Origin of the sequence: Bacillus sp. FSL K6-6038 (assembly GCF_038050455.1) — a bacterium.
Lineage (GTDB): Bacteria > Bacillota > Bacilli > Bacillales > Bacillaceae_G > Bacillus_A > Bacillus_A pseudomycoides.
In genome coordinates this window covers 4,733,404-4,750,710 of record NZ_JBBOUH010000001.1, presented here as the reverse complement: position 1 = coordinate 4,750,710, position 17,307 = coordinate 4,733,404, and the positions used below count along the sequence as shown (strand labels likewise).

The 17,307-nt window shown below is 36.2% G+C and carries 21 protein-coding genes and 1 pseudogene; 15 read left to right on the top strand and 7 right to left on the bottom strand.

Features of this window, described 5'->3' with window-relative positions:
* Positions 1-292 precede the first annotated feature (292 nt).
* Positions 293-784 carry a phosphatidylglycerophosphatase A family protein gene (locus tag NSQ40_RS25115; protein WP_018767382.1) on the bottom strand — a complete coding sequence of 164 codons (492 nt, stop codon included), beginning with the start codon at positions 782-784 and terminating at the stop codon, positions 293-295.
* Positions 785-903: 119 nt separating this feature from the next.
* Between NSQ40_RS25115 and yutH the strand changes: the two genes are divergently transcribed.
* Positions 904-1,905, top strand: coding sequence for a spore coat putative kinase YutH (yutH, locus tag NSQ40_RS25110; RefSeq protein ID WP_018767383.1), 1,002 nt, complete (start codon positions 904-906; stop codon positions 1,903-1,905).
* A 213-nt stretch (positions 1,906-2,118) separates the two neighbouring features.
* On the opposite strand, the gene NSQ40_RS25105 is transcribed toward yutH, so the two are convergent.
* Positions 2,119-2,355 (bottom strand): NifU family protein, encoded by a 237-nt coding sequence (locus NSQ40_RS25105; RefSeq protein WP_000431179.1) that lies wholly within the window; start codon positions 2,353-2,355, stop codon positions 2,119-2,121.
* 208 nt (positions 2,356-2,563) lie between these two features.
* Between NSQ40_RS25105 and NSQ40_RS25100 the strand changes: the two genes are divergently transcribed.
* Positions 2,564-2,872 (top strand): YuzD family protein, encoded by a 309-nt coding sequence (locus NSQ40_RS25100; RefSeq protein ID WP_003201537.1) that lies wholly within the window; start codon positions 2,564-2,566, stop codon positions 2,870-2,872.
* Positions 2,873-2,958: 86 nt separating this feature from the next.
* Positions 2,959-3,765: a nucleotidyltransferase domain-containing protein gene (locus tag NSQ40_RS25095; RefSeq protein ID WP_003201539.1), complete on the top strand. Its 807-nt coding sequence runs from the start codon at positions 2,959-2,961 to the stop codon at positions 3,763-3,765.
* A gap of 93 nt (positions 3,766-3,858) precedes the next feature.
* Here NSQ40_RS25095 and NSQ40_RS25090 read toward each other — a convergent pair whose 3' ends face one another.
* Positions 3,859-4,017 carry a YqbF domain-containing protein gene (locus NSQ40_RS25090; RefSeq protein WP_016112359.1) on the bottom strand — a complete coding sequence of 53 codons (159 nt, stop codon included), beginning with the start codon at positions 4,015-4,017 and terminating at the stop codon, positions 3,859-3,861.
* Between the two features lie 354 nt (positions 4,018-4,371).
* The gene (locus NSQ40_RS25085) at positions 4,372-5,442 is read right to left on the bottom strand and encodes an NAD(P)/FAD-dependent oxidoreductase (RefSeq protein WP_003201542.1); all 1,071 of its coding nucleotides are present in this window, start codon (positions 5,440-5,442) and stop codon (positions 4,372-4,374) included.
* A gap of 332 nt (positions 5,443-5,774) precedes the next feature.
* On the opposite strand from NSQ40_RS25085, the gene NSQ40_RS25080 reads away from it, so the two are divergent.
* The 4 genes and pseudogenes from NSQ40_RS25080 to NSQ40_RS25065 all read left to right on the top strand — a co-directional run bounded on the left by NSQ40_RS25080 (position 5,775) and on the right by NSQ40_RS25065 (position 8,761).
* Positions 5,775-6,014: a YuzB family protein gene (locus NSQ40_RS25080; protein WP_000595023.1), complete on the top strand. Its 240-nt coding sequence runs from the start codon at positions 5,775-5,777 to the stop codon at positions 6,012-6,014.
* Between the two features lie 106 nt (positions 6,015-6,120).
* Positions 6,121-7,321, top strand: a pseudogene (locus tag NSQ40_RS25075) (NupC/NupG family nucleoside CNT transporter).
* A 178-nt stretch (positions 7,322-7,499) separates the two neighbouring features.
* Positions 7,500-8,366: a diaminopimelate epimerase gene (dapF, locus tag NSQ40_RS25070; protein ID WP_003208906.1), complete on the top strand. Its 867-nt coding sequence runs from the start codon at positions 7,500-7,502 to the stop codon at positions 8,364-8,366.
* 41 nt (positions 8,367-8,407) lie between these two features.
* Positions 8,408-8,761 carry a HesB/IscA family protein gene (locus NSQ40_RS25065; protein WP_003201551.1) on the top strand — a complete coding sequence of 118 codons (354 nt, stop codon included), beginning with the start codon at positions 8,408-8,410 and terminating at the stop codon, positions 8,759-8,761.
* 451 nt (positions 8,762-9,212) lie between these two features.
* Here the strand turns inward: NSQ40_RS25065 and NSQ40_RS25060 are convergent, their stop codons facing one another.
* Positions 9,213-10,196 carry an LVIVD repeat-containing protein gene (locus tag NSQ40_RS25060; RefSeq protein ID WP_224796109.1) on the bottom strand — a complete coding sequence of 328 codons (984 nt, stop codon included), beginning with the start codon at positions 10,194-10,196 and terminating at the stop codon, positions 9,213-9,215.
* An 85-nt stretch (positions 10,197-10,281) separates the two neighbouring features.
* On the opposite strand from NSQ40_RS25060, the gene NSQ40_RS25055 reads away from it, so the two are divergent.
* The 4 genes from NSQ40_RS25055 to NSQ40_RS25040 all read left to right on the top strand — a co-directional run bounded on the left by NSQ40_RS25055 (position 10,282) and on the right by NSQ40_RS25040 (position 11,898).
* On the top strand, positions 10,282-10,593 hold the full coding sequence (locus NSQ40_RS25055) for a HesB/IscA family protein (RefSeq protein ID WP_141521879.1): 312 nt from the start codon (positions 10,282-10,284) through the stop codon (positions 10,591-10,593).
* Positions 10,490-10,738: a hypothetical protein gene (locus tag NSQ40_RS25050; protein WP_142329726.1), complete on the top strand. Its 249-nt coding sequence runs from the start codon at positions 10,490-10,492 to the stop codon at positions 10,736-10,738. Before NSQ40_RS25055 ends, NSQ40_RS25050 begins: the two co-directional genes overlap by 104 nt.
* A 447-nt stretch (positions 10,739-11,185) precedes the next feature.
* Positions 11,186-11,353 carry an FbpB family small basic protein gene (locus NSQ40_RS25045; RefSeq protein ID WP_080740762.1) on the top strand — a complete coding sequence of 56 codons (168 nt, stop codon included), beginning with the start codon at positions 11,186-11,188 and terminating at the stop codon, positions 11,351-11,353.
* Between the two features lie 191 nt (positions 11,354-11,544).
* Positions 11,545-11,898, top strand: coding sequence for a YxeA family protein (locus NSQ40_RS25040; RefSeq protein WP_018767390.1), 354 nt, complete (start codon positions 11,545-11,547; stop codon positions 11,896-11,898).
* Positions 11,899-11,930: 32 nt separating this feature from the next.
* Here NSQ40_RS25040 and NSQ40_RS25035 read toward each other — a convergent pair whose 3' ends face one another.
* Positions 11,931-12,383 carry a DUF523 domain-containing protein gene (locus NSQ40_RS25035; RefSeq protein WP_003201554.1) on the bottom strand — a complete coding sequence of 151 codons (453 nt, stop codon included), beginning with the start codon at positions 12,381-12,383 and terminating at the stop codon, positions 11,931-11,933.
* Between the two features lie 117 nt (positions 12,384-12,500).
* Between NSQ40_RS25035 and NSQ40_RS25030 the strand changes: the two genes are divergently transcribed.
* The 4 genes from NSQ40_RS25030 (at position 12,501) to NSQ40_RS25015 (ending at position 16,012) form a co-directional block, all read left to right on the top strand.
* The gene (locus NSQ40_RS25030; protein WP_098114391.1) at positions 12,501-12,686 is read left to right on the top strand and encodes a glucan-binding protein; all 186 of its coding nucleotides are present in this window, start codon (positions 12,501-12,503) and stop codon (positions 12,684-12,686) included.
* A 310-nt stretch (positions 12,687-12,996) separates the two neighbouring features.
* Complete coding sequence (locus NSQ40_RS25025; protein WP_098114392.1) at positions 12,997-13,923, top strand: N-acetylmuramoyl-L-alanine amidase family protein; 927 nt, start codon at positions 12,997-12,999, stop codon at positions 13,921-13,923.
* Positions 13,924-14,265: 342 nt separating this feature from the next.
* Positions 14,266-14,988 carry an N-acetylmuramoyl-L-alanine amidase family protein gene (locus NSQ40_RS25020; protein WP_026008721.1) on the top strand — a complete coding sequence of 241 codons (723 nt, stop codon included), beginning with the start codon at positions 14,266-14,268 and terminating at the stop codon, positions 14,986-14,988.
* A gap of 145 nt (positions 14,989-15,133) precedes the next feature.
* Complete coding sequence (locus NSQ40_RS25015; protein ID WP_003201563.1) at positions 15,134-16,012, top strand: helix-turn-helix domain-containing protein; 879 nt, start codon at positions 15,134-15,136, stop codon at positions 16,010-16,012.
* 17 nt (positions 16,013-16,029) lie between these two features.
* On the opposite strand, the gene NSQ40_RS25010 is transcribed toward NSQ40_RS25015, so the two are convergent.
* A complete protein-coding gene (locus NSQ40_RS25010; RefSeq protein ID WP_098159239.1) occupies positions 16,030-17,277 on the bottom strand; it encodes an MFS transporter in 1,248 nt (415 codons plus the stop codon).
* Positions 17,278-17,307: the final 30 nt, after the last annotated feature.

The following is a 17,307-nucleotide window of genomic DNA, read 5'->3' as shown; positions in this document are numbered from 1 at the left end:
TTGCTCCTCCTGTTATTGAATCATTTTTTTTATTACTGAAAGGAATGTAATTCGCATATCTTTAACTAATATTCAGATCCCAATCAAACAGAACCATTAAGCTTATTCATTCGCTACTTTTTAGGCTATTCCTGTTTATTCGTGTAAATAAAAAAATGATAGGTGTATGGAAAAAATCTTGAAAAGAAAGAAAAACATAACGGACCATGATTTTTTCACATGGTCCGTTATGTTTTCTATAACATTTTCAACTGAAAGTATTACGTAAAATTATGCTGACTATTGTTTTACTTTATTCCCCATGCTCCGCGCGATGTGCCAAACGACTAGAAGCGGCAGCGGCAATACCGCCAACGATGTCATCAAGGAATGTATGGACTTTCCCAGTTGATTTATCATTTAAGTATTCTAAAATACCTGGTTTTAATTTATCGATATATCCAAAGTTTGTGAAGCCGATAGAGCCATACACGTTTACGATAGAAAGTGCGATGACTTCATCAATTCCGTACAATCCTTCATCCCGTTTTACGATATCTTGTAATGGTTCGCTTAACATTCCTTTTTCGGCAAGGACATCTAATTCAATTCCTGTAATGAGTGCATTTTGTACTTCGCGTTTGGATAATACACGTTCTACGTTGTAACGACATTCTGACATCTCTAAATTTGGATGGTATTTCTTTTGAAGAAAATGAACAAGCTCCGCAATATCATCGATTGTTACACCACGTTCTTGTAGAAGTTGTAATGCTCTTTCTTGTAGTTGATTTGATTCTTTCATGTTATCACCTTTTTTTCTTTTTATTATTTGTATACGTTTTACTGCTTTATCATGTGCATAGGAATGAAAGGCGAGCACAAGCTCATATATATAAAGAAAAACCATAGGTGGCGACTATGATGATTCAGCATATTTATGAGCATTATCAAATGCATGTCAAAGAATTAATCCCCCTTGGCCCCTATAAAAGCTTTTGGATTCGCAATAAAATTTATGTACTTCTTCCGATTGGAAATATGGAGGAAGATGTACTTGTTGAAATGAAAAAATTAAGCGATTATATGAACCAGCAAGGGGATATTACTGTTGCGACTTTCGTTCCGACGGTGCACGGTTACTATGTAAGTGAGATAGAAGAAAAAAATTACTGTTTATTAAAAGGTATGCGTTTGCTTGAACGACATGCTACTTCGTTAGGTAGTGAGCTTTCCTTATTCCATAAACGAGGCGCTTTTTTTCCAGAAGAAATAGAACAATTAAGTCGCATTGGTGAATGGAAGTCATTGTGGGAAAAAAGGCTCGATCAATTAGAGCGATTTTGGCAATCACAACTTATGAATCAGCCATCAGATGTATTTGATCAACTATTTATTGAGTCTTTCCCATACTATTTAGGCATTGCTGAAAATGCCATTCAATATGTTGTTGATACAGAAATAGATGATACACCTCAGCTTGCCGATGCAGCAACAATCTGTCAAGAACGCTTTACCCCTTTATTATGGCAGCAAACTAATAAATTAAAAATCCCCATCGATTGGGTATATGATCATCCAAGTAGAGATTTGGCGGAATGGATTCGATATGTATCGATGGAAAAGAAGAAAGATTGGGAACAAACAATTTTTCAGTTTGTAACGGATTATGAGAAAAATTATGCACTTTCTTCTTTTGGCTGGCGTCTACTATTTGCGCGTCTTCTCTTTCCACTTCGCTACTTTGAAACGGTAGAACAGTACTATCTGACGGGAAATGAAGAACAAAAAAGTATGTATCGAGATCGCTTAGAAGACATTTTACACGATGTGAACCGTTCAGAGCAATTTATGAAGCATTTTTATGAATTTCTTCGCTTGCCTGTTGATAAGCTCGGAATTCGAAAGTTGGATTGGTTATCTTAATACGAATTTACAAAAAAGAGACCATAGTGGTCTCTTTTTTTGTAAATTATCCAGTGGAAGCAATTCTAAGCGAGCCGCTGCCGCTTTAAAAGATATCCAGCTCCAGCGGCTAGAATGTTCGGTGGCTTCGCTTCTTCCGCCGAGGCAAAAAACGCCTCTATGTCAGAAGCTCCATCCTCCTCACATTCTAAGTGAGCCGCTGCCGCTTTAAATTTAAAATACTTGTTCTACTTCGATAACGCCTGGTACTTCTTCAAGTAGTGCGCGTTCGATACCAGCTTTTAATGTGATTGTAGAACTTGGGCAGCTACCGCATGCACCCATAAGGCGTAGTTTTACAATACCTTCTTCAATATCTACTAATTCAACGTCACCGCCATCACGAAGTAAGAACGGACGTAATTTATCTAATACTTCTAGTACTTGTTCTTGCATATTTGGGTTTTCCATTTTTATCGACTCCTTTCATCCATTTTATTATAATCAAGATACAGGGGAAAATCTATTTTTTCTGTTCTTGTTTTATTGTCGAAATATTGTATCATGTTTACAATGTGTTTTTTCAGTATAGAGGACAAGAATTAAACTTGTAAAGAGATGTGCTTATAAGGTAAGTCATCTAGGCATACTGTTAGAACAGAGAAGTGGGGGAGAAGTAATGGTAAATGTTCAAGTATATGGTGCAAAAGTAATTTGTGCAAGCTGCGTTGGAATGCCGTCTTCGGCTGAAACATTTGAATGGCTACAAGCGGCAATTGGTCGCAAATATGAAGGACAAGATGATAAATTCAAGTTTGAATACATTGATATTCAGGAAGAGCAAGAAGATGCTGAGAAACAAGCTTTTGCAGAGCACGTAATTGAAGAGGATTTATTTTATCCAGTTGTTCTTGTAAACGGAGAAATCGTTGGAGAAGGAAATCCTCGTTTAAAGGACGTATACGAAGAAATTGAGAAATATTTATAATACAAAAAAGTCTTTGCGTAGCAAAGGCTTTTCTTACATGTTTATATGGAAAAAATAACCGTTATAGGTAATCTTATCAAGGAGGTATGCGTGTGAAAGGGGTAGTGAAACATAGACTTCCAGAAGAAGTAAAGGTCTTAATGGAGCAATATGTGATTGGATTAAAAGATATTTTTTTTAACGAACAATTAATTGGAGTATATGTATATGGTTCAATTGCATTAGGAGCATTTCATTTAGAAACGAGTGACGTTGATTTTGTTACAGTAACGAGAGAGCCGGTCAGTGAAACCCAGAACATACAAATAATTGAGTTACACAAAAAAATGAGTAAAAGCATGTTAGGAAGACGAATGGACGGTATGTATATTCCACTTGCTGATTTAGGGAAATACAATGAGGAAATGCCGCAGTATGTCTATTGTGCAGATGGAAAAGCTCACACAGGACATTGGGATGTGAATGCTGTAACGTGGTGGACGTTAAAAAATCAAGGGATTACTGTAATTGGGGAGGAAGCAAGTAAGCTTCCGTTTCAGACGCCATGGAGTGATGTGGTAGAAACAATGAAATATAATGTAGAACAGTACTGGAGTGAAAAAGCATCACGGCCATATTTATTTTTAATTGAAGAATGGGTAGAATCAGCTGTTGTAACGATGGGACGCATTTTGTATACATTAGAGCATAAAACAATTGTTTCAAAAGATGAGGGATTACAATATATGATGAGGGCGTCTAGTGAAAAATGGATACCTTTGTTACAAGAGGTAGAGCGGGTGCGTCATAATAAGAAAGCGAAACGAATGATTTCCATTTGGAAGCGGGCACATATGACGAAGAAGTATGTGCTTAGTGGGATAGAGGAGTGCCGGAGGAAATGGGAAGGATAAAAAAGCAGCCATACTACAAATAGTATGGCTGCTCAGTTTGTAGATAAAGGGATTTGTTAGTGCTTAACGTACACACTACTAAGCTACTCGTTATTATGCTGTGGAAGTATTCTCGTCTTTACGTACTTCGAAAAACTCATTTTTGCACAGGTATTTAAAAATTCTTTGTGTAACTTGTTCTTCTTGATCTAGCAAGAAGCGATGATCAAAAGCATAGAAGGATTGTCCCTGAATTAATTTAACATAATACATACCCGATACCTCCATTATAGAACGATACAAATCTAAAGATTTATTACTATAATATCCGTAAATTGGATTAATATACCAGTTGTGTTAATCAGGGATTCTATATAAACCCATCTTGATTTTCCAACATATAAAACGCGGCTATGGAAACAAAAGCGGATCTCCACTCGTTTACTCCCTTTGTTTTAACATGACATGGGGCAGGAAAAGGCCCTAACCGCTTCTATGCATGGCTAGATGCTCTCTCCTATCTAAAGATTAGGTTTTATTCCGGTTTTTCAATTTGTACTTACATATTCATATCGTATCAAAAAGGAGAAAAATAGAAAAAAAACAAGAGCGATAAGCTCTTGTTTTTTAACCATTATGATATTTATACATCCAAAGGATACCCGACTTAAGAAGTCTAGGAACTCGTCCCATTAATGGTTGATTTGCTAATAATCCGAATCCGTGTTTCTTACCGAGAGAACCGAGAACACCTTTTAATTTAATAACAGGTAGTTCATCAGGAAGGGGTTCATTGTTCCAACGTTTTAATAATATTTGGACAATTTGTTCACCTTGGCCTTCCGCAAGCTGTGCGGAAGGTGCGTGCGGAAGGGCAGCACAATCCCCTACAACATAAACGTGGTCGTTATTCGGAATATTATGATATTTTGTTAATGCAACCCGACCACTACTATCTTGTTCGACTGAAAGGTTTCGAACAACTTCGTTTGCTTGAATACCAGCTGTCCATACGATTGCATCACATTGAAGTGGTTCGTCATGGTTGTACACAACGTTTGGTTCTACTTTCGTAATGTTAGAGTTTCGTATAATTGTAACATTATGCTTTACGAACCACTCTTCTACGTATCTACTTAATTTTTCTGGGAACGGGAATAAAATGCGATCTTTTCGATCAAATAAGTAGATCTTTAAATCAGAACGGCTTTCACGAAGTTCACTTGCAACTTCAACACCGCTTAAACCAGCACCGACAACAGCGACCGTTGCGTTTGGTTCTAAACTATTTAATTGTTCATACGTTTTACGAGTTTGTTCAATTGATTGAAGGCTATGTGTATATTCCTTCGCCCCCGGAACGTTATGATATTTGTCTTCGCAGCCAAGGCCGATAATTAAGTCATCATATTCGACAACTTCACCGCCATCGAGATGAACGGCTTTGTTTTCAAGGTCAACATTCGTTACAGTGCCATATTGAATGTTGAGACGCGGGTGTTCTGGAAACGGAATGCGAATATGTGTTTCTGAAATTGTACCCGCTACTAATGCGTAATATTCTGTTTTAAAACAGTGGTATGGTACTTTGTCGATTAATGTCACTTGGACATCATCTGGGAGTTGATTGTTTGGAAGAAGCCGTTGTAGAATTCTCATTCCACCGTAGCCGCCACCCAGTAATACGAGGTGTTTCATGATGGATTACCCCTTTTCTGTTGAAATATCCCCTAATCATACAATTATATATTGAAAAAATATTTTGACTTTACTCACTCAAATTATATCGAATTTGTGAACAAATAACAATGCATGAATGTGTACTCTGTTGTACAATAAGAAGAAAAGTGGGCAAACTGTTTTAATTTGTATGTTGGGAAAGCAACATGGATTTATATAGAGAAGATCTTTTGATTCGAAATGAAACAGTAAAGTAGCTAAATATTTTATTAGGTGTAATTAAAACAACAAGAAACAGCTTCGTTTTCTTATTATAGATTTATTTTTTGGAGATACAGGGGGGGATTGTTTTGATTAAGCCATTAATCGAATTTTGTGTAGGTAATCTTGCGAGTGGCTCACAAGCAGCGCTAGAAAAATTTGAAAAAGATCCAAATTTAGATGTTATGGAGTACGGTTGTCTAGGATATTGTGGCATTTGTTTTGAAGGGCCTTTTGCACTTGTAAACGGGGAAGTCGTACAAGGTGCAACGGTAGAAGAACTTGTGAAAAATGTATATGATTACTTAGATGAAAATCCAATGTTTTAAGGCGTTGCAAATGAGCGACGTCTTTTTTATTGTCATCTATTCTATTAGAGTAAAAATTCTTTCGAAGGAAATGCTAACAAAGAATTTGAACTTTAGAGGTGACAGAATGAATATTATTTGGGAATTCGGTGGAATTATCGTTATTCTTTTAATTGGTTATTTACTTTCAAATAATAAAAGAGCAATCTCGCCGCGTACTGTATTTGGTGGACTCGCAATTCAGTTATTATTTGGCTTTATCGTATTAGAGTGGGATGTAGGACGAATGGTTTTAGAGAAGATAACGCAGTTTGTGCAAAAGATTATGGATTTTGCGAATGTTGGTATTTTATTTTTATTCGGTAGTTTAGGGGACCAACGAAAACAACTGGATTCGTATTTGCGTTTCGGGTGCTGCCAATTTTAATTTTCTTATCATCGGTTATTGCTGTTTTATATTATTTAGGAATTATGCAATGGATTGTTCGAATTATCGGTGGTGCACTAGCAAAGCTATTAGGGACTAGTCAATCCGAATCGTTATCTGCAACAGCGAATATCTTTTTAGGACAGACAGAAGCGCCGCTTGTGATTCGACCATACATGCCACGCCTGACAAAGTCAGAGCTGTTTGCGGTGATGGTGGGAGGATTAGCATCTGTATCAGGCCCAACGCTTTTTGGATATGCTGCGCTTGGCGTGCCGCTTAAGTTTTTATTAGCGGCAAGCGTTATGGCGGCACCTGCTGGACTTGTTATGGCAAAATTATTGTTTCCAGAAACAGATAAGCCAGAAGTACATAATAAGCATGAAGACGATGATAAAGATGGTGACAAAAAAACCAGCAAACGTCATCGATGCCGCAGCGCGCGGAGCAGCTGATGGATTATCACTTGCTTTAAATGTTGGAGCAATGTTAATTGCTTTTATTGCCATCATCGCTCTTTTGAATGGAATTGTTGGTCTTTTCGGTTATCCAGATTATATTAGGATATATTTTTTCACCGCTTGCGTTTGTCATTGGTGTACCGTGGACAGAAGCAATTACAGCGGGAAGTTTTATTGGGGAGAAGTTAATTTTAAATGAGTTTGTAGCGTTTACTGATTTTGCTCCTCATATGGGGAAACTTTCAGAGAAAACAATGGCAATGATTACCTTTTCACTTTGCGGATTTGCGAATCTATCTTCTGTTGCCATTTTACTTGGGGGACTTGGGGGAATGGCGCCAACCCGTCGTAGTGATATTGCGAAATTTGGAATAAAGTCAATTGTAGCTGGAACACTTGCTAACTTATTGAGTGCTGCAATTGCAGGAATGTTTGTGTGAAATAAAAAAAGGCCCTTTCCGAGAAGGGCTTTTTTCTTACACAATTTGTGTAAGAACGGCTCTTATATAAAAGCCATCAAAACGTTGTCAAATATGAGAAACGGGGGACGTTCTTATTGTGTTCCAAAAGCATGCATTTTATACTTAAAACAACAAATTTTTTTTGGAGTGAATGAGGATGAATAAATTTTCTTTTACAAAAATGCATGGTCTTGGGAATAGCTATATATATGTAAATATGTTTGAAGAGCAAATTCCAGAAGAGGAACTATCTCTTGTAGCGGAAAAAGTGTCGAATATCAACACTGGAATTGGCGCAGATGGAATGATTTTAATTTGTCCGTCTGAAGTAGCACCAGTGAAAATGCGCATGTTTAATAATGATGGGTCAGAGGGAAAAAGCTGTGGGAATGGACTGCGTTGCGTAGCGAAATATGCGTATGAGCATAAACTAGTAGAAGAGACTGTTTTTACAATAGAAACATTGGCTGGAATTGTAACGGCTGAAGTGACAGTAGAAGACGGTATCGTTACATTAGCTAAAATTGACATGGGAGCACCTCGTTTAACTCGTGCAGAGTTACCGATGCTTGGCGAGGGAGAAACACCATTCATTCGTGAAGACTTCTTATACAGTAATCATCGCTATGTCTTTACAGGTGTTTCAATGGGAAATCCACATGCAGTTATTTTTGTTGATGATGTAGAAGAAGCGCCGCTTACAACATTAGGACCTGTGCTTGAAACACATGAAATGTTTCCAGAACGAGTGAATGTTGAATTTATTGAAATTGTGAATGACAATGAAATGAACTTCCGCGTTTGGGAACGTGGAACAGGCGTGACACAGGCTTGTGGAACAGGCGCATGCGCAGCTGTTGTTGCAGCAGTGTTGAATGAAAAAATGAAACGCGGTGAAGAAATTACGGTTCATTTAGCAGGCGGAGATTTAATGATTGCCTGGACAGAAGAAGGGAACGTTTTGATGAAAGGTCCAGCGGAAGTAATTTGCCGCGGAGTGTATGAGTACAAGATAGAGGTGTAAAGATGTATAATAGAACGAGAGAAGAAAGGAAGGTGGATTTCATGATTGATGTAACAGAACAAGCAGCATATCAAATCAAAGATATGTTAAAAGATGCTGAAGATGGAGAGAAGTACGTTCGCCTTGCTGTGCATGGCGGTGGATGTAGCGGTCTTTCTTACGGTCTAGGATTTGAAAGAGAACCAAATGAAGACGACACAGTGCTTGAGTTTTTCGGTGTTGAATTTGTTATTGATAAAGAAAGTGCTCCGATTGTAAAAGGAGTAAAAGTTGATTACAAGCAATCTATGCTTGGCGGCGGGTTCACAATCGATAACCCGAATGCAATCGCATCATGCGGATGTGGATCATCTTTCCGTACGGCGTCGAATGCTGGTAAGCCGGAAGAGTGCTAATGTAATGCTTTTCGTATCGAGATATGCTTGAGTTTTGCAGACTTAATCAAGCGCTTATTTAATTCGCTATAAAGGAAAAGAGTGTCCGAAGACGGACGCTCTTTTTTTATTCATATAATTAGTGTTATTGATTGTTAAGAGAATAAACCTATTTTATGATGTTGGAGAGGGGAATCTAGCTGCTTCGAAGTGCATGAGGTGTACTGTATTTTCAAGTGGTTCGGGAACAGTATTACCATCTGTAGTAGCTTGGGCAATAACTCGTATTGTATCTCCCGCCGATAATTTTAAGATAGCAGAAATGCTTACTAGATTAACAATATCTAATTCTTCACCTAAAAAATCGTTATCAGCAACTACAGCATTCCTGTTGATTGAGATAAATATCCTTACAGTATAAGTTGTGACAACATCAGAGAAAAATCCGATACTTGCTATGTTACAGTCAAGTTTAAAAAGTAGAAATAAAATGCGCCCTACAACACGAAATTACCTGCAGTTTTGTTGAATCCCCTAATAAAGTAAGGACAGCCAATCCATTAGGTACATCTAAATCTTCTGCACCAAACTGTCCTACATGTACAGGGGCTGTAGGGTTGGAAATATTATAAATTTCTATAGTATTATCACCAATGTTTGATACATAAAGGGTTGTATCTGCAATAGCTAATATATTAGGCTCATTTAAATTACCTGAATTAAATTGTCCCACATGTATAGGGTTAATAGGATTGGAAATGTTATATATTTCGACGGTGTTATCGCCAAAGTTTACGACATAAAGAATGTTACCTGTAATAGCAAATTGGACAGGCTCATTTAAATTACCTGAATTAAAATGTCCTACATGTATAGGGTTAATAGGGTTAGAAATGTTATACATTTCCACTGAGTTATTTCCTGAATTTGCTACATAAAGAGTGGCACCTGTAATAGCTAATCCAGAAGGAATATTTAAATTTGCTCCATTAAATTCTCCGATACGTACAGGGACTATAGGATTTGTGATATTGTAAATTTCTATATTGTTATCGCTACCATTTGATACATAAAGGATTGTACCTGTAATAGCTAATTGATCTGGGAAGTGTAAGTTACCTGAATTAAAATGTCCTACATGTATAGGGGCTGTAGGATTAGAAATATTATAAATTTCTACTGCGTTATTACCTGGAGCTGGATTTGCAACATAAAGAATATTATCTTTGATAAGTAATCCAGAAGGGAAGTTTAAATTTGCTCCATTAAATTCTCCTACGTGTATAGGAGCTATGGGGTTAGTAATGTTGTAGATTTGTACTGTGCTATCGAAAAAACTAGATACATAAAGAAAGCTAGATATCGGCGTGAGTGGTATGAAAATTGCGGTAGGTATAGGACAAGAAATTTGAGGTTTCGAACAACCATTATATTTATTTATTTTGTTTTGACTCATGTATTTTTCATCCTTTATTTTTAGTTTTGTGCTATTACATAATATGCATGTGTAAAAAAGAATGGAACAAGCTGTATAGCAAAATATATATAAAGATGCTGAAGGTGGAGAGAAGTACGTTCACCTTGCTATATACGGTGGTGGATGTAGTGGTCTTTCATACGTCTTAGGATTTGAAAGAGAATCAAATGGAGACGACACAGTTCTTGAGTTTTTCGGTGTTGAATTTGTTATTGATAAAGAAAGTGCTCCGATTGTTAAAGGAGTAAAAATTGACTATAAGCAATCGATGCATGGCGGTGGATTCACAATCGATAATCCGAACGCAATCGTATCATGCGGCTGCGGATCATCTTTCTGTACAACTTCGAATGCTGGTACGCCGGAAGAGTGCTAGTTTTTTGCTAATTACTAAAGTACTATTTCATTGGCGATGGTTACGGAGTGCAAATGATCTTCGTGTGTACACAATTATTGCTATGCGGAACCGCAAGCTAATGGATTATGAAATAGGATTAAATATTACAAAACCCTCTTCATGATGTGTAACAAATACACAGCATAAAGAAGGTTTATTATTTTGTTTTTAGCATGGTTAATTTAGGTACAGAAAGGCAAGTATGACCACTCTTTATATATAAATTCATTTTGTTTATTGAACATGGACGTTACGGTTATGTGAAACAAAAGATGATATGCACTCGTTTGTTCTATTTACTTTACCGCCGCATGTGGCAGAAAAAGGATCTGGCCTCTTCGAAATCCTCTCGATTCTCCTTAAAAAAGGATTTTTATGTTCGTTTTACAATTTGTATTTGTATATAATTTTTTTTATTAAATTCACATAATGTTCAAACAAATAGGTCTAAAAACTCGGAAGTTATAGTATTCTTGAATTAAGAATAATTTTTCGACAAATAAAGACAAAAAATTTATGGTGATTGGAAAATTTTATTTTATATCTGTGATTACACAGACAATAAGGAGAAATGATTATGGCGAACAAACGTTGTAAATTACTTCATAAATCGTTTAAAGAATTGGTACAAGAAAATAAACAAAAGATATTGAATGATAAACAAGAGATGGAAAAAATTGAACAACGTATTGAACAACGTATTGAACAACGTTATACAATTAATAAATCGGCTTCCTAATTAAGATACGAAAACTTTGTTGATATACAAAAAAGAAGATAATCGACTAGGTGCAGTAGTTGGTTATCTTTTTTGTTTTTTCAGTGTTTAATCTTACAAAAGTGTAATGTTCATGTCACGTTTTTGAATTTCTCCTCTGAAGAAAAGAGATTATGATAACAACATAATAAAAAACACATGAGGTGAATAACGTGAAAAGATATATTGCACTTTTTAGTATTTTAATTGTATTTGCTAGCTTGTTAGTTGGCTGTGATTTAAACCGTATGGGAAAAGATGAGTACTATGTTCAAATTACAGTTGATGGAACGGAAAAAAATGAAAAAGCTGATAATGGTCAGCCTCACAAATCATTTGAGTATAAGTTACCTGCATTTGATAAAGATGGTAAAGAAAAAGAAATGGAATTTACAGCTGTGAAGAATCTTCGTAAGGAAGCATTTCTACGTGTATTCTACTCCGATAAAAAAGGTGTAGCAGCTTGGGAAGAAGTGAAGAAGGACGAGCTTCCTGCAAAAGTGAAAGAAAAATTAGGCGTGAAATAATGAAGAAAGAGTTGGCCAAATGGTCAACTCTTTTATTTGCTTGCAAAGTCTTCTTCTGAAATTACTGTAAATCCATGTCTGCGAAATAAAGCAGTTGTTACACCATATCCATCTCGTTTTTTTCCGTTGAATTCTCCTGTATAAATGGTAGAACTTCCGCAAGAAGGACTTCGTTCTTTTAAAATGATGTATTCTGGATTTAAATCTTGTATTTCTTTCAAAGCTTTATAAGCTCCGTGTACGAAAGCTGTTGTTACATCATTACCTTCGTTGTCCATTACCTTTGCTTTACCATCTAGTACATCATCACCATTGCCTCCGATAATTTCTGCTGATGGACGAGGTGTAGGTAAGCCTCCTAATACCTCTGGACAAACAAGAACAGCTTCTTCTTTTTGTAATAGCTCTTCAATTTTTGAAATGAGATTGTCATTTCCATCGTAACGACAAGCAATACCAGCTAAGCAAGCACTAATTACAATCATGTTTTTTACCTCAGTTCATTAAAGATTATGAAATAATTTCTAATTTTACTGTTGTTCTCTTGTTGATATGCGGGATGATAAGAATAAAAACTTTATATCATTTAATGAAAACATATAGTGAATTTCAAAGTAAAGAAGAATGTAATATATTTCTTAAATAATAACGGGGTAAAACAAACAGGTTGGCTATCCAATGGTGGTAAATGGTATTACCTCGATTCTTATGGAGAAATGGAAACAGGTCAAAAATTTATTGATAACAACTGGTACTATTTTAATGATAACGGTGTTTGGATTGGTTAATTATAAGTAATAGTCTTTATCGATAAGTAAAGCAGGTCGTGGGATTAAATACGACCTGCTTTATTTTTTATGCTTTCAAGTCATCAAAAAGGAGAGATTTCTATTATTTCATGACAACATATAGCGAATTTTAGAGCGTTATCAAACTTGCATAATTTAAAAAAATTCTCTAGTAATTTGTTTATAACAATCTATAGCTCATAACCATCTAGTAATTTGTTTGTACAAATATTACAAAAAAACATTTAATTCGTTTGATAAAATTGGTAAAATAGTATAAACTATCTATTTTTTGAAAAGGGGAAAGAGAATGAAAAAGGGAAATAAAATGAAAAAGATGATTGCTACTTCTGTACTTTCTACTGCACTATTAATTCCAGCTATTGCTCATGCAGAAGAAAACAAGACGATTCAAAATTCTACTGCTACTCCTAAAGTTGCAAGTGTAAGTAAGGCTACTCAAGCAAAAGGATGGGTAAAACAACAGGGGAAATGGTACTACTATAAAAATGGAAAAAAGGTAACAGGTTGGTCATCTATTGGTGGTAAATGGTACTACTTTAGCTCTTATGGAATTATGCAAACAGGCTGGGTTTCCATTCAAGATAAAAAAACAGGGAAATATACATATTACTATCTCAATGAAAGTACGGGAGCAATGCACACAGGTTGGACGAAAGTTAATGGATCTTGGTATTTCTTCAATAATAATGGAGTAAAACAAACAGGCTGGCTATCCACTGGCGGAAAATGGTATTATCTTGGCAGTTACGGAATTATGGAGACAGGCTGGACTTCATTCAAAGATAACAAAACAGGAAAATATACGTATTACTATCTTGATACAAACACTGGTGCTATGAAAACAGGTTGGGCGCAAATTAATGGGTCTTGGTATTTCTTCAATAATAATGGAGTAAAACAAACAGGCTGGCTATCTACTGGTGGAAAATGGTATTACCTTGACTCATCCTTTGGAGAAATGAAAACTGGAAGAGTTTCTATAAACAACGTATATTACCACTTCGATAAATCTGGTGCTATGCAAACCGGTTGGCAAAAATGGGGCAATTACTGGTACTACTTTAACCAAAATGGATCAGAATACAGAGGTTGGTTAAAACTTGGTGGAAGCTGGTACTACCTCGATGCTTCTTTTGGTGATATGAGAACAGGCTGGGTATTTATTAATAACAAATGGTACCATTTCAATAATAACGGTGTTTGGGTTGGTTAATTGTAAGAAATAGTCCTTATTGATAAGCAAGACAGGTCGCATGATGTAATGCGACCTGTTTTATTTTGTTAAAAAAAGATTCTGTCAATGAAAATGTCACCTTAAGGATGACATTTATATGATATGGAAGTTTCATCTTATAACAATCTATGTCGTGCAATCATTGTAAATATAAACTTGTATGCTTTTATATTTTCTATCATGCTATCATGGCGTCGCTGCTACTAATTCTATAGTTATCGTAAAATTTATTTGTATATATATTGTAAAAAAACATTTAATTTGTTTGATAAAATTGATAAAATAGTATAAATTATCTATTTTTTGAAAAGGGGAAAGAGAATGAAAAAGGGAAATAAAATGAAAAAGATGATTGCTACTTCTGTACTTTCTACTGCACTATTAATTCCAGCTATTGCTCATGCAGAAGAAAACAAGACGATTCAAAATTCTACTGCTACTCCTAAAGTTGCAAGTGTAAGTAAGGCTAGCCAAGCTAAAGGATGGGTAAAACAAAATGGAAACTGGTATTACTATGATAAAAATGGTAGGAAGGTAACAGGTTGGTTATCAACTGGAGGAAAATGGTACTACTTTAGCCCTTTTGGAATTATGCAAACCGGGTGGATGCCAATACAAGATAAAAAAACCAAGAAATATACATATTACTATCTCAATGAAAGCACGGGAGCAATGCACACAGGTTGGGTGCAAATTAAAGGATCTTGGTATTTCTTTAATAATAATGGAGCAAGACAAACAGATTGGTTATTAACTGGAGAGAAATGGTATTACCTTGGACCATACGGAATAATGGAAACAGGAAAACGTTTTATAAACAATACGTATTACTACTTTGATAACGGTGGGGCAATGCAAACAGGATGGCAAAAAATCAGTAATTACTGGCACTACTTTAACAGCAATGGATCTGAACACAAAGGCTGGTTAAAGCTTGGCGGAAGCTGGTACTACCTTGATTCTTTTGGTACGATGGTAACGGGAACAAGATGGATTGATGGTAAATATTACAAATTTAATAATAATGGTGTTTGGATTGGTTAATGATAAATAGTAAGCGGGATTGATAAGGAAGACAGGTCGCATGATGTAATGCGACCTGTTTTTATGTTTTACGCTTTTAAATCATTAAATTAAAAAAATCGCCCATTCTGCTTTATCGCACCTATTTATATATGGGGTGATAAAAATGGGAACTTTCTATCATTTAATGAAAACATATAGCGAATTTCAAAGTAAAGAAGAGTTTAATACATACCAGCAGCAAATTTTAATCTGTTATCAAGCAAACATAAATAAAACGGACTTTTTAGTGATTCGTTTTTTAGGGAGATATGCGATTAATGAAAAGCAAAAAACAGTTGGAGTTGCTTGTCCGTTAATGGCAACAATTGCGACCAAAATAGGAAAAAGTATTCGTACGGTGCGTCGCTCTGTTGCCAAACTGGAGGAACTCGAGATTATTGAGCGGATTCCTACGAAAGAAAGATATAAGCGCGGGGGATATAGTGCGAACTTATATGTATTTCGTAAAGCAGCTGTTGACCGTATGGATGACCGTATGAAAATGACCGCATGTGAAAAGAGCGTACATGTAGAGGGGCGTAAGAAGGAAGAGGTGTCAGAAAAGGAGGAAACTATTCTTTTTAAAAACTTTTCTCAAGTACAAAAGAAAAGAGAAACGTATGAACTTGATGAAACATATTGTCGTCATGATATTCCAATTGCATTTGTAGATGCAATTGTTCCAATGTCGAGAAATCCACAAACGATTAATGTGCTTTGGAGTAAGGTGGAACTTGCTTATAAAAAGAGTGGTTTATTAGAACAAGGGGTATTTTTTGAGCAATTGATTACGGATGAGGAGACTTGTACGCAACTTATCTGTCGTACGAAAAGTGTGGTAAGAGCGTATAAATGTGGGGAGATTCGTAAAGATGTTAGAGCACTCTTGTATAGTACGATGCGAGCTCTATTTTTAGATGTTGGATTAGAATGGGGGGCGGCTATAAGAAGGAGCAGGAAGGTAACCTTATTTGATCCATTCAAAAAAGAGTCATGCGTATGATACATGACTCCCCTTGATTAATCGAATTTTCGTACAACAGGAACGCGAATCGCAACAAATAATACAAAGACAATCACTGCGATTGCGCCGCTTTTCATAATCGTCACAATCGGAATACCAGCTGCAAGTGCGAGTGATGTGAATGCATAGGAAAGCGGGATGAAGCCCATAGATGATAACATCAGCAAGCTCATGACGCGCCCCATCATTTCTTCTTTGACAGTAGATTGAATCATCGCCATTAACGGAACGATAGCCATGGCAATTGTAATGCCGTAAAATGCGCCTGCTAATAATGCTTGCCAAAGTGCTGTGCTGAAGTTAATGGATAAGAAGAAAACGCCAGATAACAGCATCATAATGATGCAAAACAAGCCGCGTCTACGATTAATGTTTTTAAGGCCAACAATGACAGCACCAATTGCCATTCCGCCTCCAACAGCTGCTTCTAAATAACTAAATTGAAGCGAGTCACCATGCAGTACATTTTTGATAAATAACGGGAAGCCAACTTGCATTGGTCCGATTAAAAATAGATTTAGAAAGGCGCTACAGATAAGAAATGTTGAAAGAAAAGGCGATTCCTTTACGTACAAAATGCCTTCTTTAATAGAGGTAAACATTCCTTTGTCTGTATCCGTTTTTTCTTGCAATGTAAATTGGATTTTTTGGACGAGTATAGCAGCAATAATGAGAAGCAGAATAGTAATAGTAAAAATGGTCTCATAGTTACTAAACTTGATGAGAATGCCACCGAGTACAGGTCCTAAAATTACGGATGCTTGGTTCGTCATTTGGGTAAGTGAGTTCGCCTGTGTTAAACGATGTTTTTCTACAAGTTCAGGGAGAATGGAACCGTCTGCTGACCAAAAGAAGGCGTCCGCTAATCCGAAAAACAAAGCAAACAAAGCAAACGTATATAACGTTACATGACCAACGATAAACCAGATTAGAATTGTTGCGACAAGAAGTGCACGAATGATATTTGAGTAAAACATAATATTTTTTTTCGGAAATTTATCTGCGACAGCTCCGCCGACAATCATAAAGATAAGTCTTGGGACGCTAAGTGCAACAAAGACAACACCTAGTGAAGCTTCGAGATTTAATGTTTTCGCTATGTACCATGTTTGGGAAAAGGTAAAAAAAGCTAAAGCAAAGCTTGAAAATAGAGTAGCTGCCCAGAGAAATAGGAAGTTTGTATTTTGTAGTAAAGGTGTCCCGCTTTCTGTTGGAGCAGATTTGTTTTGTTGTAGTTCCTCCATATTGCTTCCTTTCTATGTAACAATTTTGAG

Excerpts from the sequence above, each read along its gene's own strand:
- NSQ40_RS25105 (WP_000431179.1), bottom strand. The coding sequence starts at position 2,355 with ATGGAAAACCCAAATATGCAAGAACAAGTACTAGAAGTATTAGATAAA.
- dapF (WP_003208906.1), top strand. The coding sequence starts at position 7,500 with ATGAATAAATTTTCTTTTACAAAAATGCATGGTCTTGGGAATAGCTAT.
- NSQ40_RS25045 (WP_080740762.1), top strand. The coding sequence starts at position 11,186 with ATGATTATGGCGAACAAACGTTGTAAATTACTTCATAAATCGTTTAAA.
- yutH (WP_018767383.1), top strand. The coding sequence starts at position 904 with ATGATTCAGCATATTTATGAGCATTATCAAATGCATGTCAAAGAATTA.
- NSQ40_RS25010 (WP_098159239.1), bottom strand. The coding sequence starts at position 17,277 with ATGGAGGAACTACAACAAAACAAATCTGCTCCAACAGAAAGCGGGACA.
- NSQ40_RS25085 (WP_003201542.1), bottom strand. The coding sequence starts at position 5,442 with ATGAAACACCTCGTATTACTGGGTGGCGGCTACGGTGGAATGAGAATT.
- NSQ40_RS25090 (WP_016112359.1), bottom strand. The coding sequence starts at position 4,017 with ATGTATTATGTTAAATTAATTCAGGGACAATCCTTCTATGCTTTTGAT.
- NSQ40_RS25050 (WP_142329726.1), top strand. The coding sequence starts at position 10,490 with ATGGCGGTGGATTCACAATCGATAATCCGAACGCAATCGTATCATGCG.
- NSQ40_RS25065 (WP_003201551.1), top strand. The coding sequence starts at position 8,408 with ATGATTGATGTAACAGAACAAGCAGCATATCAAATCAAAGATATGTTA.
- NSQ40_RS25060 (WP_224796109.1), bottom strand. The coding sequence starts at position 10,196 with ATGAGTCAAAACAAAATAAATAAATATAATGGTTGTTCGAAACCTCAA.
- NSQ40_RS25015 (WP_003201563.1), top strand. The coding sequence starts at position 15,134 with ATGGGAACTTTCTATCATTTAATGAAAACATATAGCGAATTTCAAAGT.
- NSQ40_RS25095 (WP_003201539.1), top strand. The coding sequence starts at position 2,959 with ATGCGTGTGAAAGGGGTAGTGAAACATAGACTTCCAGAAGAAGTAAAG.
- NSQ40_RS25020 (WP_026008721.1), top strand. The coding sequence starts at position 14,266 with ATGAAAAAGGGAAATAAAATGAAAAAGATGATTGCTACTTCTGTACTT.
- NSQ40_RS25035 (WP_003201554.1), bottom strand. The coding sequence starts at position 12,383 with ATGATTGTAATTAGTGCTTGCTTAGCTGGTATTGCTTGTCGTTACGAT.
- NSQ40_RS25115 (WP_018767382.1), bottom strand. The coding sequence starts at position 784 with ATGAAAGAATCAAATCAACTACAAGAAAGAGCATTACAACTTCTACAA.
- NSQ40_RS25025 (WP_098114392.1), top strand. The coding sequence starts at position 12,997 with ATGAAAAAGGGAAATAAAATGAAAAAGATGATTGCTACTTCTGTACTT.
- NSQ40_RS25100 (WP_003201537.1), top strand. The coding sequence starts at position 2,564 with ATGGTAAATGTTCAAGTATATGGTGCAAAAGTAATTTGTGCAAGCTGC.